This is a genomic window from Jannaschia sp. R86511, from assembly GCF_042466345.1.
Lineage (GTDB): Bacteria > Actinomycetota > Actinomycetes > Actinomycetales > JBBAYJ01 > Aquipuribacter.
The window spans coordinates 689,775-704,398 of record NZ_JAXHCD010000001.1; the positions used below are offsets into that span (position 1 = coordinate 689,775).

General features: G+C 73.2%; 13 protein-coding genes and 1 tRNA gene. 12 read left to right on the top strand and 2 right to left on the bottom strand.

The window, feature by feature from the left end:
* The first annotated feature begins 23 nt into the window (after nucleotides 1-23).
* Genes araB through SJY06_RS03400 form a run of 4 tightly spaced genes read left to right on the top strand, consistent with a single transcriptional unit; the run spans nucleotide 24 to nucleotide 4,979 of the window.
* Nucleotides 24-1,721 (top strand): ribulokinase, encoded by a 1,698-nt coding sequence (gene araB / locus SJY06_RS03385; RefSeq protein WP_380164634.1) that lies wholly within the window; start codon nucleotides 24-26, stop codon nucleotides 1,719-1,721.
* Entirely contained in the window at nucleotides 1,718-2,446 is a 729-nt protein-coding gene (locus SJY06_RS03390) for an L-ribulose-5-phosphate 4-epimerase (RefSeq protein ID WP_380164636.1), read from the top strand. Before araB ends, SJY06_RS03390 begins: the two co-directional genes overlap by 4 nt.
* Nucleotides 2,443-3,954 (top strand): L-arabinose isomerase, encoded by a 1,512-nt coding sequence (gene araA, locus SJY06_RS03395; protein WP_380164638.1) that lies wholly within the window; start codon nucleotides 2,443-2,445, stop codon nucleotides 3,952-3,954. Before SJY06_RS03390 ends, araA begins: the two co-directional genes overlap by 4 nt.
* Nucleotides 3,951-4,979 carry an aldose epimerase family protein gene (locus tag SJY06_RS03400; RefSeq protein ID WP_380164640.1) on the top strand — a complete coding sequence of 343 codons (1,029 nt, stop codon included), beginning with the start codon at nucleotides 3,951-3,953 and terminating at the stop codon, nucleotides 4,977-4,979. The genes araA and SJY06_RS03400 overlap by 4 nt, the downstream gene beginning before the upstream one ends.
* Nucleotides 4,980-5,145: 166 nt before the next feature.
* On the opposite strand, the gene SJY06_RS03405 is transcribed toward SJY06_RS03400, so the two are convergent.
* Nucleotides 5,146-5,967, bottom strand: coding sequence for a hypothetical protein (locus tag SJY06_RS03405; protein WP_380164642.1), 822 nt, complete (start codon nucleotides 5,965-5,967; stop codon nucleotides 5,146-5,148).
* A gap of 198 nt (nucleotides 5,968-6,165) precedes the next feature.
* Here SJY06_RS03405 and SJY06_RS03410 point away from each other — a divergent pair, with 198 nt between their 5' ends.
* The 4 genes from SJY06_RS03410 (at nucleotide 6,166) to SJY06_RS03425 (ending at nucleotide 9,588) form a co-directional block, all read left to right on the top strand.
* A complete protein-coding gene (locus SJY06_RS03410) occupies nucleotides 6,166-6,924 on the top strand; it encodes a response regulator transcription factor (protein ID WP_380164644.1) in 759 nt (252 codons plus the stop codon).
* On the top strand, nucleotides 6,921-8,465 hold the full coding sequence (locus SJY06_RS03415) for a sensor histidine kinase (RefSeq protein ID WP_380164646.1): 1,545 nt from the start codon (nucleotides 6,921-6,923) through the stop codon (nucleotides 8,463-8,465). Before SJY06_RS03410 ends, SJY06_RS03415 begins: the two co-directional genes overlap by 4 nt.
* Before the next feature lie 23 nt (nucleotides 8,466-8,488).
* Nucleotides 8,489-8,578 (top strand) — tRNA-Ser (locus SJY06_RS03420).
* 239 nt (nucleotides 8,579-8,817) lie between these two features.
* On the top strand, nucleotides 8,818-9,588 hold the full coding sequence (locus SJY06_RS03425) for an NUDIX domain-containing protein (RefSeq protein WP_380164648.1): 771 nt from the start codon (nucleotides 8,818-8,820) through the stop codon (nucleotides 9,586-9,588).
* Between the two features lie 422 nt (nucleotides 9,589-10,010).
* On the opposite strand, the gene SJY06_RS03430 is transcribed toward SJY06_RS03425, so the two are convergent.
* Nucleotides 10,011-10,625: a hypothetical protein gene (locus tag SJY06_RS03430; protein ID WP_380164650.1), complete on the bottom strand. Its 615-nt coding sequence runs from the start codon at nucleotides 10,623-10,625 to the stop codon at nucleotides 10,011-10,013.
* A gap of 382 nt (nucleotides 10,626-11,007) precedes the next feature.
* Here SJY06_RS03430 and SJY06_RS03435 point away from each other — a divergent pair, with 382 nt between their 5' ends.
* The 4 genes from SJY06_RS03435 to SJY06_RS03450 all read left to right on the top strand — a co-directional run bounded on the left by SJY06_RS03435 (nucleotide 11,008) and on the right by SJY06_RS03450 (nucleotide 14,599).
* Nucleotides 11,008-11,955: a hypothetical protein gene (locus SJY06_RS03435; RefSeq protein WP_380164652.1), complete on the top strand. Its 948-nt coding sequence runs from the start codon at nucleotides 11,008-11,010 to the stop codon at nucleotides 11,953-11,955.
* A gap of 297 nt (nucleotides 11,956-12,252) precedes the next feature.
* Nucleotides 12,253-12,990 (top strand): helix-turn-helix domain-containing protein, encoded by a 738-nt coding sequence (locus SJY06_RS03440; RefSeq protein WP_380164654.1) that lies wholly within the window; start codon nucleotides 12,253-12,255, stop codon nucleotides 12,988-12,990.
* Between the two features lie 41 nt (nucleotides 12,991-13,031).
* Nucleotides 13,032-13,214: a helix-turn-helix transcriptional regulator gene (locus tag SJY06_RS03445; protein ID WP_380164656.1), complete on the top strand. Its 183-nt coding sequence runs from the start codon at nucleotides 13,032-13,034 to the stop codon at nucleotides 13,212-13,214.
* Entirely contained in the window at nucleotides 13,214-14,599 is a 1,386-nt protein-coding gene (locus SJY06_RS03450; RefSeq protein ID WP_380164658.1) for a tyrosine-type recombinase/integrase, read from the top strand. The genes SJY06_RS03445 and SJY06_RS03450 overlap by 1 nt, the downstream gene beginning before the upstream one ends.
* Nucleotides 14,600-14,624 lie beyond the last annotated feature (25 nt).

Sequence of the window (14,624 nt, forward strand, 5' to 3'; positions counted from 1 at the left end):
CGTACGGAAGGAACCGCCCCACCATGACCGACCAGCCCACGACCCCCGACGACCGGCCGAGCGCCGACGAGACGTACGTCGTCGGCGTCGACTACGGCACCCTCAGCGGGCGGGCCGTCGTCGTCCGGGTGTCCGACGGGGCCCAGCTCGGCACCGCGGTCACGCCCTACGCGCACGCCGTCATGGAGACCGAGCTGGCCGCGACCGGGGCGCCGTTGCCCCCGGACTGGGCGCTGCAGGTCCCCTCGGACTACGTCGACGTGCTGCGCCAGGCCGTGCCCAAGGCCGTCGCCGACAGCGGGGTCGACCCCGCGAGGGTGGTCGGCATCGCGACGGACTTCACCGCCTGCACCGTGCTGCCGACCCTGGCCGACGGCACCCCGCTGTGCGAGGTCCCGGAGCTGGCCGACCGGCCCCACGCCTACGTCAAGCTGTGGAAGCACCACGCGGCCCAGCCCCACGCCGACCGGATCAACGCGCTGGCCCACGAGCGCGGCGAGCCGTGGGTCGACCGCTACGGCGGCAAGATCTCCAGCGAGTGGGAGTTCGCCAAGGGGCTGCAGCTGCTGGAGGAAGACCGTGAGGTCTACGACCGCACCGAGCACTGGGTCGAGGCCGCCGACTGGATCGTCTGGCAGCTGTCCGGCACGTACCTGCGCAACGCCTGCACCACGGGCTACAAGGCCATCCACCAGGACGGGCAGTACCCCTCGCGGGAGTACCTGGCCGCGCTGAACCCCGACTTCGTCGACTTCGTCGCCGACAAGGTCGAGGCCCCGATCGGGCAGCTGGGCGAGCGGGCCGGTGGGCTGACGGCGCAGGCCGCCGCCTGGACGGGGCTGCCCGAGGGCATCGCGGTGGCCGTCGGCAACGTCGACGCGCACGTCACCCCGCCCGCGGCGGCGTCGGTCGGCAACGGCCAGATGACCCTGATCATGGGCACGTCGACCTGCCACGTCATGAACTCCGACGTGCTGGCCGAGGTCCCGGGCATGTGCGGCGTCGTCGACGGCGGCATCACCGCGGGCGCCTACGGCTACGAGGCCGGGCAGAGCGGCGTCGGCGACATCTTCGGCTGGTTCGTCCGCACCTCGGTGCCCGAGGACTACGCCGCGGCCGCGCGCCAGGCCGGCCGCGACCTGCACGAGCATCTGACGGCGCTGGCTTCGCAGCAGCAGGTCGGCCAGCACGGGCTGGTCGCCCTCGACTGGCACAACGGCAACCGCTCGACCCTGGTCGACCACTCGCTGTCCGGGCTGGTGCTCGGGCAGACCCTGCAGACCCGGCCGGAGGACACTTACCGGGCCCTGCTCGAGGCCACGGCCTTCGGCACCCGGACCATCGTCGAGGCGTTCGAGTCCTCCGGCGTCCCCGTCACCGAGCTCGTCGTCGCGGGCGGGCTCATCAAGAACCGGCTCCTGATGCAGATCTACGCCGACGTCACCCGGCGCCCGCTCAGCCTGCTCGACGCCGAGCAGGGCCCGGCCCTCGGCTCGGCCATCCACGCCGCCGTCGCCGCCGGCGCCTACGCCGACGTGCACGCCGCCTCGGCGGCCATGGGCAAGGTGGTCCGCAACGCCTACGAGCCGGACCCGGCCCGGGCCGACGCCTACGACGAGCTGTACGAGCAGTACCGCGGCCTGCACGACCACTTCGGCCGCGGCGGCGACGACGTGATGAAGCGGCTGCGCGCTATCCGGGCCGCGGCGGTGGCCCGGTGAGCGCCGACGTGTCGGCCCCGGCGGCCGTGCCCGCGCGCGCGGCCGGGACCGTGGCCACGCTGCGTCGGCAGGTCTCCGACCTGCACGCCGAGCTGGTCCGCTACCAGCTGGTCGCCTGGACCGCCGGCAACGTGTCGGCCCGGGTCCCCGGCGAGGACCTGATGGTCATCAAGCCGTCGGGGGTGTCCTACGACGACCTGACCCCGGAGTCGATGATCGTCACCGACCTGCACGGCCGGGTCGTCGAGGGCGACCTCAGCCCGTCCAGCGACACCGCCGCGCACGCCTACGTCTACCGCCACATGCCCGAGGTCGGCGGGGTCGTGCACACGCACTCGACCTACGCGGCGGCCTGGGCCGCCCGGGCCGAGCCCGTGCCCTGCGTGCTGACGGCCATGGCCGACGAGTTCGGGGGCGACATCCCCGTCGGGCCGTTCGCGCTCATCGGCGACGACCCCATCGGTCGCGGCATCGTCGACACCCTGACCGGGCACCGCTCGCCGGCGGTCCTCATGCAGAACCACGGCGTGTTCAGCATCGGCGCCGACGCCCGCGCCGCGGTCAAGGCGGCCGTGATGTGCGAGGACGTCGCCCGCACGGTGCACCTGGCCCGCGTGCTCGGACCGACCGTCCCCATCGACCCGGCCGACATCGACCGGTTGTACGCGCGCTACCAGAACGTCTACGGGCAGCCGGCCGGCTCCCACGAGGAGGACCACGCATGAGCACGCCGCTGCAGACCCCGGACCGCGAGGTCTGGTTCCTGACCGGGAGCCAGGGCCTGTACGGCCCGGAGACGCTGGACCAGGTCGCCGAGCAGTCCCGCACCATCGCCGAGGCGCTGCACGCCACCGGGGCGGTCGGCGTGCGGGTGGTCTGGAAGCCCGTCCTGACCGACGCCGACGCCATCGAGCGGATGGCGCTGGCGGCCAACGCCGACCGCGCCTGCGTCGGGGTGATCGCCTGGATGCACACGTTCTCACCGGCCCGGATGTGGATCGCCGGGCTGGACGCGCTGCGCACCCCGCTGCTGCACCTGCACACCCAGGCCAACGTCGAGCTGCCCTGGCAGACCATCGACATGGACTTCATGAACCTCAACCAGGCCGCCCACGGCGACCGGGAGTTCGGCTACATCCAGACCCGGATGGGCGTGGTCCGCAAGACCGTGGCCGGCCACGTCAGCGACCCCCGGGTGCAGGCCCGGGTCGGGGCGTGGGCGCGCGCGGCGTGCGGCTGGGCCGAGGCGCGCTCGCTGCGCCTGGCGCGCTTCGGCGACACCATGCGCGACGTCGCCGTGACCGAGGGGGACCGGACCGAGGCGCAGTGGCGCTGGGGCGTCACCGTCAACGGCTACGCCGTCACCGACCTGGCCGCGGCGGTGCACGACAGCGCCGGCTCCGACGTCGACCTGCTGGTCAAGGAGTACGAGGAGACCTACGACGTCGTCCCGGAGCTGCGCCGCGGCGGCGACCGGCACGACTCGCTGCGCTACTCCGCGCAGATCGAGCTGGGCCTGCGGCGCATGCTCGAGCAGTCGGGCGCGAACGCGTTCACGTCCAACTTCGAGGACCTGGCCTCGCTGCGGCAGCTGCCCGGCATGGCCGTGCAGCGGCTCATGGCCGACGGCTACGGCTTCGCCGGCGAGGGCGACTGGAAGACCGCGGCCCTGCTGCGCATCCTCAAGGTCGCGGGCGAGCGACTGCCGGGCGGCACGTCGTTCATGGAGGACTACACGTACCACCTGGGCCCGGGCCGACCGCGGATCCTCGGCGCGCACATGCTCGAGGTGTGCCCGTCCATCGCGGCCGGCACGCCCCGGGTCGAGATCCACCCGCTGGGCATCGGCGGCCGCGAGGACCCGGTCCGGATGGTGTTCTCCGCCGTCACCGGCCCCGGCGTGGTCGTCGGCATGTCCGACATGGGGGACCGGTTCCGGCTGGTCGCCAACCAGGTGGAGCTCGTAGAGCCGGACGAGCCGCTGCGCTCGCTGCCGGTGGCGTGCGCGGTCTGGGAGCCGGCGCCGGACCTGGGCACCTCCGCCGAGGCGTGGATCATGGCCGGGGCGCCGCACCACACGGTGCTGTCCACGGCGGTGACGGTCGAGGAGCTGCACGACCTGTCCGAGATCGCCCGCACCGAGCTGCTGGTCATCGACGACTCGACGACGCCGCGCGGCTTCGCCCAGGAGCTGCGCTGGAACGCGGCCGCGTACGCCGCCGGGGTGCGGTGACCGCCGGGGCGACGGTTCCGGCCGGCGTCACCGAGCACGTGGTGGGCCGCGGTCCGGTGCGGCTGCACGTCAGCACCTACGGCGCCGCGGTCCACCGGCTGCGCCTGCTGGACGGCCGGGGACCCGAGGACGTCGCGCTCGGCCACGCTGGCCTGCCGGAGTACGTGGCCGAGCGCGACTTCTGCGGGGCGACGGTGGGGCGGTTCGCCAACCGGCTGCGGGCCGGCCGCTTCGAGCTGGACGGCCGTAGGTTCCAGGTCCCGACCGACGGCGCGGCGGCCGCGCTGCACGGCGGACCGGACGGCTTCGACCGGCGGGTGTGGCGCACGGAGCGGGCCGACGACGACGAGGTGGTGCTGTCGCTGCACAGCCCGGACGGGGACCAGGGGTTCCCCGGGGCGCTGGACGTGCGGGTGGCCTTCCGGGTCGAGGGCTCGGTGGTGCGGATCGGCTACGAGTACCGCAGCGACGCCGCGACGGTGGTCAACCTGACCAACCACACCCACGTCGACCTGTCCGGCGAGGGCGGCGACGGCGTCGACGGCCACCTGCTGCAGGTGCCGGCCACGCACGTCACCGAGGTCGACACCGACCTGCTGCCCACCGGCCGGCTGCTGGCGGTGGCGGGGACCCCGCTCGACCTGCGCGCGGCCCGGCCGCTGCGCGACGTGGTCCGGGCGGTGCACCCGCTGCTCGTCGCGGCCCGAGGGTTGGACCTGGACTACCGGGTCGACGGCTGGGACCCGGCCTCGACCGACCTGCGCCCGGTGGCCCGCCTCGAGCACCCCGGCACGGGCCGGGTCCTGGAGGTCGCCAGCGACCGGCCCGGCGTGCAGGTCTACACCGGCAACTTCTTCGACGGCAGCACGGTCGGGCGCTCCGGTCGGCTGCTGCGCCAGGGGGCCGGGGTGGCGCTGGAGACCCAGCTGCCGCCCGACGCCCCCAACCAGCCCGGGTTCCCCTCGGCCGTGCTGCGCCCCGGCCAGGTGGGCCGTACCGCGACGACGTGGACCTTCTCGGCCTGACCGGCCCCAGCCGCGCCGGACCCGACCCCCCGCGCCGGACCCGGACGTGCCAGCCGACCCGCCCGCCGCGCGCCCCATCCGCCCGACCCGCCGCGCCGGACCGCCGAAACCAAGAGGCAGGTCGATGGGGGTACACCGGGCATACCCCCATCGACCTGGTTCGTCCTCAGGCGGACCAGGCGGTCCCCGTCGTCGTCCCGTCGGTGGCGGTCGGCTCGTCCGTCGAGCCGCTCGGGCTCCCCGGCCGGCCGGCCGGCCCGCCGGGGCTGGCCAGACCTTCCCGCTCGACGGCCTCGGCCATGCGCTCCGGCAGGTCGGCCGACCGTTCGGCGGCCTGCTCCTGGGTCAGGTCACCGGCCTCGACGTGCTCGGCGAGGTGCGCCTCGGCCGCAGCCACGAGCGCCTCCACCAGGGTGTCGACCTCGACACCCTCCGCCTCGGCGAGGTCGGCCAGGCTCTGGCCGGACTGCAGGGCGTCCCGCAGCGTCGACTCCTCCAGCCCGAGCGTCGTCGCCGCCGTACCCAGCAGCTCGCCCGGACCGCCCAGACCGAAGGGTCCGCCACCGGGACCGCCGCCCGGACCGCCCAGTCCGAAGGGTCCGCCACCGGGACCGCCGCCCGGACCGCCCATCCCGCCGTGGCCGCCGGGCCCGCCACCGCCGGGCCCGCCGCGGCCGGGCAGGGCCTCCGCGAGGGAGTCGGCCACGGCGTCGGCCTGCGCGTCGTCGATGGTGCCGTCGGCGACCAGGTCGTCCAGCGCGTCGCGGATGCCCTGGACCCGGTCCGCCAGCCGCTCGGCCATGGTCGCGTCGTCCGCTGCCTCGGCCGTCGCGTCGTCCTCGGCGTCGTCCTCGGTGCCGGGCGTGGTCTCGGACGCGGTGGCCTCGTCCGTGGCGCTGGCCAGAGCGGGGGCCACGGCGGCCCCGGCGGTCACGGTGCCCACGGCCAGCGCAGCCGCCAGCGCGGCCCCGGCGAGTCGTCGGTTCATGTCGGTCCTCCTGTCCGGGAGGGCCGGCTGCCCTCCGCTGCCCACCACGGTCGGAGACGCGGTTGTGAGGACGCTGTGAGCGGGGACGGCACCACCTGTGGACCGGGACGCGACGGGACCGGCGGCGCCCAGGGTCCGCACAGCGCACGCACAGGTGGGGCCTTCCCCCTTCACAGCCGACGCGCGCATGCTGGACCCATGACGACCCCGCCGGCCGTGCCGGCCGCCGCGCCCCTGGTGCGACCCGACGGCTCACCCGTGCGGGTGCTGGTGGTCGACGACGAGGTGTCGCTCACCGAGCTGCTGTCCATGGCCCTGCGCTACGAGGGCTGGGAGGTCCGGACCGCCACGGCCGGGCTGCCCGCGGTCCGGGCGGCCAAGGAGTTCGCCCCCGACGCCGTCGTGCTGGACGTCATGCTGCCGGACATCGACGGCCTGGAGGTGCTGCGGCGGCTGCGGGGCGCCGGGGACGATGTGCCGGTGCTCTTCCTGACCGCTCGTGACGCCGTGGAGGACCGCGTGGTCGGGCTGACCGCGGGCGGCGACGACTACGTCACCAAGCCGTTCAGCCTGGAGGAGGTGGTGGCCCGGCTGCGGGCCCTGATGCGGCGCAGCAGCGTGGTCGCCGCCCGGGCCGACGCCCGGCTCGTCGTCGGGGACCTGGTGCTGGACGAGGACTCCCACGAGGTGACCCGCGCCGGTCAAGAGGTCGTGCTCACGGCGACCGAGTTCGAGCTGCTGCGGTTCTTCATGCGCAACCCGCGCCGGGTGCTCAGCAAGGCCCAGATCCTCGACCGGGTGTGGAACTACGACTTCGGCGGGCAGGCCAACATCGTCGAGCTGTACGTGTCCTACCTGCGCAAGAAGGTCGACGCTGGCCGGCCCAGCATGATCCACACCCTGCGGGGGGCCGGCTACGTGCTCAAGCCCGCCCCGGCCGTCGACCCGGAGCCGTGAGCGCGACGGGGACCCTCCCTCCGGCGGAGACCCCGCCGAGACGGTCGTGGACGCTGCGCGCCCGGCTCGTGCTGGCGCTCGTGGCGGTGACGGCCGTGGTGTCGCTGACCGTCGGGGGCATCAGCGTGCTGGTGCTGGACCGGTTCCTGGTCGGGCGGCTGGACGACCAGCTCACCGCTGCGGTGGAGCGGTCCACCGTCGGTCGCGACGGCCCGCCCGGCCGTCCCGGCGGGCGGGGCCCGCAGGGCGAGGGGTTCGGGTTCCTGCTGCAGCCCGGCCAGGCCGAGGGGACCCTGGGGGCCGAGGTGCAGGGCGGGGTGGTCACGCTGGCCGCCGTCCTGGACGAGACCGGGACGCCGCGTCCGCTGGACCCCGGCACCACGGCCGGGCTGGTGCAGGTGGCGCCCGAGGAGCCACCGACGACGGTGGACCTGCCCGTCGGTCGGTACCGGGTGCTGGCGGTGACCACCGCCGACGGGTCGACCCTGGTGACCGGCCTGCCGCTGGACGAGGTGCGAGACACGTCGTGGAGCCTGCTGCTGATCACCGTCACCACCACCGCGGTCGGCTGCCTGGTCGTCGTCCTGGCGGGGGGTGCCGTGGTCCGGCGGGCGCTGCGTCCGCTGCGCGAGCTGACGGGGACGGCCACCCGGGTGCGCGGCCTCGACCTGGCCACCGGCGCAGGGGCGCTGGCCGAGCGCGTGCCCGACCGGATCGCGAGCACGCCCGACGAGGTCGGCGAGGTGGCGTCGGCGCTCAACCTGATGCTGGACCACGTCGAGCAGGCCCTGTCCGAGCGGCACCGCAGCGAGACGCAGGTCAGGCGCTTCGTGGCCGACGCCAGCCACGAGCTGCGCACCCCGCTGGCGTCCATCCGCGGCTACGCCGAGCTGGTGCGCCGCCGGCCCGACCCGCTGCCCGCCGACGTCGCCATGGCGCTGGGCCGGGTGGAGTCCGAGGCCGGCCGGATGGGCGGGCTGGTCGACGACCTGCTGCTGCTGGCCCGGCTCGACGCCGGTCGGCCGCTGGAGGCCGTTCCCGTCGACCTCGTGCCGGTGCTGGTCGCCGCCCTCGCCGACGCCCACGCGGCGGGGCCCGAGCACCACTGGGTGCTCGAGCTGGCCGGCGACGACCCGGTGGTCGTGACCGGGGAGGAGGCGCGGCTGCACCAGGTCGTGGTCAACCTGCTGGCCAACGCCCGCGTGCACACCCCGCCGGGCTCGCAGGTCGGCCTGCGCCTGGCCGTCGAGGGCGCCGAGGCCGTCGTCACGGTGGCCGACGACGGGCCGGGCGTGCCCGAGGACGTCCGCGAGCGCGTCTTCGAGCGGTTCAGCCGGGCCGACGGCTCGCGCTCGCGGGCCGGCGGCAGCACCGGGCTGGGCCTGTCGATCGTCGCCGCAGTTGTCGAGGCGCACGGTGGGACCGTCGCCTGCCCGCCCGTGGCGTTCGGGGCGACGTTCGTCGTGCGTCTGTCGCTGGCCCCCGAGGCCGACTCGGAGCCCAGGTCCGAGCCCGGGTCCGGGCAGGCGGCGGGTGGCTGAGGAGTCCGGCACACTTGGGCCCTGGAGGGCTGTCCGAGCGGCCGATGGAGACGGTCTTGAAAACCGTTGGGCGGGTCACCCCCGTCTCGTGGGTTCGAATCCCACGCCCTCCGCTGACCAGCGGTAATGCGCCTCTGACCTGCGGCAACGCACGCCGGCTAGGTGGCCTGCTGGCCCGGACTGTGTCCGGCTGGGTGCGGCCGTCAACGGCCGAATACGGCTGCCAGTGCCTGAGCAGTGCCTGAGGATCCCCGGCATTCTCAGGCACTGAGGCTGGCGTCGGGGGTCTGCGTTACGGCCGGGCTGCTCCCCAGACTCTCCGGCGCGCGACCGGACCGGCCATGATGGGGCGGTGCCTGAGCCGGACCCTGACGCGGAGTGGTGGACCACATCCGACGTGGCCGCCTACCTGGGCGTCCAGATCGGCACGGTCAGTGCCTATCGATCCCGCGGGCAGATGCCAGCCCCGACACGGACGTTGGGCCGGACGCACCTGTGGCGCCCACTCGAGATCAAGGCCTGGCGCGCTCCGGAGACGAACCCTGCCGAGCCTGCCGACGAGCTGCCCCCGCTGCAGCCGGGTGAGCCTTGGCGTCGCCACGGTGAGCGGACGATCTACGACAGTGAGTGGATGCGCCTGGACCTGGTCGACATAGAGCAACCCGGTGGGTCCAGGTTCGAGCACCACGTCATCATCATGAAGCCGGCCGCGGTCGTCGCGTTGCTAAGCGAAGACGAGAAGCGGGTGCTCCTGTTGTGGCGCCACCGATTCGTGCCGGACATCTGGAACTGGGAGCTACCCGGTGGGCTGGTCGACGACGGTGAGTCCCCCAAGGTCGCCGCTGCACGGGAGCTTGAGGAGGAGACTGGGTACCGAGCCGGTTCGTTGGAGTGCGTTGTGAGCTACGAGCCCCTCATCGGCATGGTTTCGGCGCGGCACCACGTCTTCGTCGGACGTGACCCGGAGCGCGTAAGTGAACCCGTCGAGACCGACGAGGCCGCCCGCGCTGAGTGGGTCGACCTCGACCGAATCCCGGTCCTGATTCGCGACGGCGACGTCGCCAATTCGGGAACGTTGGTGGCTGTGCTCGAGCTGTTGCAGAGTCGACGGGCAAGCGGCTGACCGCCGACTCTTGCTGGGCGAGCGTCTCCTAGGGGAATACCTGCGCCTCCTAGCGGCGGCGATTACCGATTGCTGCCGCCGCCTGCCGAACACGTCGCTGTTGGCGTGTCGAGGTGGTCCGCTTAGCCAGCGCATCTGCGCGTCTCACTGCGGCGTCTGCCGCATCAAGCTCACCCGCTGCAGCTAGCGCCGCGGCGAGGTCACAGTGCAGCCCTGCGCCTGCCCGCACGAATGACGGGTCCAGAGCCTCAGCAGCCCGGGTCAGGTGAGCGATCGCTCCCTGCTCCCCGAGTCGGGCTAGGCAATGGCCGCGCCAGCGCGAAAAGTGGGTTGCGTCTAGGAACAAGAACGGCAGGTCGTCGCCGTCGCCGAGCATGAGCAGGTCTTCCGCCCGTTCCAGCGCCCGACAGGTCCGCAACTGGTCACCGGCCGCCGCTCGGGTCTCGCGTTGCTGGGTCGTCGCATTCGTGTGCCGCGGCGCGTGCCTGCTCATGTAGCAGCCACGCCTCCCGCTCGAGACCCATGTCTAGGGCCTGCCACCCGGCCAGGCTGGCCGCCTGCGCGACGGCCGCCGCGAGCTGGGCGCGGGGCCCGCTGCCCGTGGCGTACGGAAGGAGGCCGGCCATCTGTTCGAGGTGTGCGCGTGTCTCGGCGTGTAGCTGTGCGGCTCCGAGTCGCCGGTCCAGGCCTCGGAGGATCTGGGTCTGATGCTGCAGCAGGACGACGACGTCTCGGTCCACCGCGGCCGCGCGGGACAGTCGCTCATCGAGCTCGTCCATCGTGGATCTCGCCGTCTCCGGGACCGGCGGGCTGGGTGGTCCGAAGGGCACCCCGAAGACGGCGGCCAGTAGCGAGGCGTAAAGCGGCGACGGCTGGCGCGTCCCGGAGACCCACTGGCGAACCATGCGACGCAGGCTCTCGTCGGCGGGGAGGGCCTCACCCCTCAGATGGGCGGCGGACCGCAGGGCGTGGATGAGGCGCGTGCGTGTCCAGCCGCGGTCGCGGCATAGCTGGTCGATGTCCCCGGCCTCCATCATCAGCGCCCCCTCGGTCGCCTGTCCGGCCGTCACCGGCCGACTACGGCAAGTGTGCATTCCGGGCAGGTCATGGCGAAGGCGACATCACGAGCCTGTGGATAAGGGTCCTCCCCCGTCCCCCAGGCGTCCTCTTCTGCCCTTGTAGGGAGAGGGCGGAGCGTCTGTCTGGCCATCACCGGCCCGCGGCAGTGGACACCGGCCGATGCCGAGTACACACTGAGTCAGTACAGCGTGAGTCAGCAAAGGGAGAGGCCATGTCCACGATGACATCGAGACGACCCGCGGGTGGGAGGCACCGGCAAGCGTGCTTCTTCCTCCTCGACGGGGGACCGCGGGCCGGGACGTGCCCCGGGTGTGGGCGCCGCACAGCCGGGGGGTTGCCATGAGCGACCGGATGATCGCTCCCCAAGGGCTATCCGGCGCGGCTGACGCACCGGTGCCGGCGTTCGTCCTCGGTTTGAGGAGTGACCCGCCGCCCATCTCTGGGGGAGAGCTGGACACGGCGGAGCACCTCAGGTTCGAGGTCGCTGACGCCATCGCCGTTGCACAAGCAGCCGCCGGCCACCTCCGCGCGCTGGAGGAATGGCTGGTGCAACTGCCCGGCCGGTGCAGGAAGGACACCGAAGCCCTCCCCGGGCTCGCCGGGGCTGTCGGTTCCCTACGTGACATCGACCTGCAGCTGGACCGGGTTTCGGCACTCCTCCAGGTGTTGAGCCGCCTCGCTGAGATTGCCCACGCCTCTGGTCCACCGATGGCCGACGGGACGCAGGGCGTCTGGGGTGACCTCGGATACGGCGCGACCCACGATGTCGAGGACTGCTTGGATCCGACGTCACTCCCCGCCGGCGCACTCGTCCCGGCCCTCTCACGCTGGGCGCGCGGGGACTACGCCCACGAGGCAGCCGTCGACCTGCTCGCTCGATTCGGTTGTCCAAGTGGCTTCTGGCTGCGCCGGCCAGACTTCCTGGACAACTGCGTCGAGGCATGGGGCGCCGTCGCCCCGGACGAGACGATCAGGGCACTCGGGCGCACGGTCGACGCGCGTATCGACGGAGCGGTCCTGGCCGCGCTTCTCGACGGTCAGCACATCGACGGCGCAGCAGGCGAGCTTCGGGTCCTGCACCTCGTGGCGGGGCTCCTCGGCTACCCGACCTCCCGGCCGCTGAGCGATCAGCTGATCGGGTTGGACGAGGACACCACCCGCCTCGTGCTGCGCGCGGTCGCTCACGTCGGAGGCTGGCATGAGCGCGGTCGGACCTTCGATGTCGCCGTACAGGATGTAGCGACCACCGACTCCGTCGACGTGGACGCGGGTGCGAGCCATGAGTGACGCCGCGGTCCTTCACCGCCGACCGGACGATGCGTCCGCGATCGTCAGATGGGCGTACCGGTGCGGGACTTGCGGTGAACGAGTCCCCGTCGGCCTCCGGTGCCCGAGCTGCACGTCGCACCCCGGAGTGGCCGTCGTTGGGTGCTGCGACTGCGACCGGACCCGGACCTTCGCATCGGAGGCGGCTGACGTGGTCGCGCAGAAGCACGAGGCCGCCCGCGGGCACGTGACATGGGTCGTCCTCGACCAGTTGATGCTCTGGCCCGGCGAAGCCCCTCGGCGCGCGCAGGGGACCTGATGGCTATCCGCCTGATGACCGCCGTCTGGGACGACGGGTCGTTGCCCCGCGGCGACGTCCTGCTGATGCTCGCGTTGGCGGACCACGCCAACGATGACGGTCTGAGCTTCCCTTCCATCGCCCGGCTGGCCCGGCGGACGCGTTCCTCACCGAGCACGGTGCGGCGGCACTTGCGGTCCCTGCAGGCGGAAGGTCGCCTCGTCGTCGAGGCCCGCGAGGGCACGTCCAACCTCTACCGCATCGTGCTTCGCGGGGAGCGGTGGCAGTACGGCCACCCCGGTCACTCTGACACCCCCACCAAGCTGACACCCCTGCCTGCAGGTGGAAGGGGTACCCCCTCCACGGCTGCGGCAGGAGGGGCTGTCGCAGCCGTGGCACCCGAACCGTCACCAAGCACCAAGAGACCCGACCGGTCCGGTGACGCATCGCCGTCGGCACGGGCCTGGAGCGAGCTCCGAGCGGATCTGGCTCGCCAGCATCCGGAGGTCGCCTGGCGCGGTTGGACCGACGGGCACGACGAAGCCGCCGTGAAGCAGCTCCAGCTGCACGGTGCACAGCGCCTGCTGTCGATCGCCGCGCGACCGACTCGTCCCGACCTGGCCATCGCCTGGCTCCGCCGTTGGGAGAGGGAGCCGATCCCCGCGCCCCCGCGCCCGGTCCACCGCTGCCCTGACCACGGCCTGACGCACCACGGCGTCTGTCCCAGCTGCCGCGCCGACCAGCTCGTTGCCGGTTGACCCACCCCGTTCGCCACTCACTCACGAAGGAGAACAACGCCATGAGCCGAACCCCTCATCTGTCCATTGCGGACGTCTGCGCCGAGCTCGGCGTCTCGCGGTCCACCTACTACGACTGGCGGGCCAAGGGCCGTGGGCCCCGGTCCCTCAAGCTGCCCAACGGCGAGGTGCGGGTTCGACGCCATGACCTGGAGCAGTGGCTCGCGAGCTGCGAGGAGCTCTGATGGTCGGGGCGCCCGGCGGCGAGGCGCCACAGACCTTCGAGGTCCGCGTCTGGGCCGTCACCCGGGTGGAGGGGGTCACCGGCCACGCCTACCGGCTGCGGTGGGAGGTCGCCCGTCGCCGGCGCTCCAAGACCTTCCCCACCCGTGCGCTGGCCGACAGCACCCGAGCCGAGCTCATGGCCGCCAGCCGCCGTGGCGAAGCCTTCGACATCGTCAGCGGGCTGCCCCTGGCGCGCGTGCGCCGGACTCAGGGCATGACGTGGTGGGCGTGGTCGCTCGCGTACGTCGACCTCAAGTGGCCCACCCTCGCGCCGATTTCGCGCCGCTCGATGGCAGAGGCGCTGATCGACGCGACCCTCCACCTGAGCGCATCGGCCCCTAGCCGGCCGCCAACGGCGGGTCTTCGACAGGCCATGTTCGCGTGGGCCTACAACGCGGCCCACCGGGCGACCGTCCTTCCCTCGGCGGAGGTGGCCGAGGCGCTGCGCTGGCTTGAACGGTCCTCCCTTCCCCTGGTGCAGCTCGAGGATCCGTCAGCCGCGCGTGCCCTGCTGAACGCGCTGGCCCGGCGACAGGACGGCACCCCGGCCGCCCCGACCACCGTGGCCCGCAAGCGCGCCGTCATCCACAACGCGCTGGAGCTCGCCGTCGAGCACCGGCACCTCGACAGCAACCCGATCGCGAGGCTGCGGTGGAAAGCGCCCCGGGTCGCAGACACGTTCGACTCCCGATCCGTTGTCAACCCGCAGCAGGCGCGTGCACTCCTGTCGGCGGTCGCGGAGCAGGGGGACAGGGGCCGACGCCTCACGGCGTTCTTCGCCCTCATGTACTACGCGGCGCTGCGGCCGAGCGAGGCCACGGCCGTGGTCCTCGAGGACCTGGTGCTGCCGAAGGAGCCGGGATGGGGTGAACTGCATCTGGCACGCAGCAACGCGGAGATCTCGGGCAGGTGGGCCGACAGCGGCCGGCGTGGCAGCCGCCAGCTCAAGCACCGAGCCCAGGGGCACGTACGGGTCGTACCGCTGCCCCCACCGCTCGTCGAGCACCTACGGCGTCACATCGCCGAGTACAACGTGGGCGCCGGTGGCCGTCTGTTCCGGGGGCCCCAAGGCGGCACGGTCGCAGCCAGGATCTACTCCGAGGTGTGGCAGGAGGCCAGGTCGTCGGCGTTCACACCGGCTGAGCAGGCGTCGCGCATGGCTCGTCGCCCCTACGACCTTCGACACACCGCCGTGTCCACGTGGCTGGCTGCCGGCGTCGACTCCGCTCAGGTGGCCGCCTGGGCCGGCCACAGCGTCGCCGTCCTTCACCGGGTGTACGCCCATGTGGTGTTCGGGCGGGCCGACGTTGCGCGGGGGCGGATCGAGGACATTCTCGGCGAGTGAGTGCAGTCGGATTGCTCGGACCACC

Coding starts and splice junctions, on each gene's coding strand:
- SJY06_RS03450 (WP_380164658.1), top strand. CDS start 13,214: ATGGTCGGGGCGCCCGGCGGCGAGGCGCCACAGACCTTCGAGGTCCGC.
- araA (WP_380164638.1), top strand. CDS start 2,443: ATGAGCACGCCGCTGCAGACCCCGGACCGCGAGGTCTGGTTCCTGACC.
- SJY06_RS03440 (WP_380164654.1), top strand. CDS start 12,253: ATGGCTATCCGCCTGATGACCGCCGTCTGGGACGACGGGTCGTTGCCC.
- SJY06_RS03430 (WP_380164650.1), bottom strand. CDS start 10,625: ATGATGGAGGCCGGGGACATCGACCAGCTATGCCGCGACCGCGGCTGG.
- SJY06_RS03435 (WP_380164652.1), top strand. CDS start 11,008: ATGAGCGACCGGATGATCGCTCCCCAAGGGCTATCCGGCGCGGCTGAC.
- araB (WP_380164634.1), top strand. CDS start 24: ATGACCGACCAGCCCACGACCCCCGACGACCGGCCGAGCGCCGACGAG.
- SJY06_RS03445 (WP_380164656.1), top strand. CDS start 13,032: ATGAGCCGAACCCCTCATCTGTCCATTGCGGACGTCTGCGCCGAGCTC.
- SJY06_RS03410 (WP_380164644.1), top strand. CDS start 6,166: ATGACGACCCCGCCGGCCGTGCCGGCCGCCGCGCCCCTGGTGCGACCC.
- SJY06_RS03405 (WP_380164642.1), bottom strand. CDS start 5,967: ATGAACCGACGACTCGCCGGGGCCGCGCTGGCGGCTGCGCTGGCCGTG.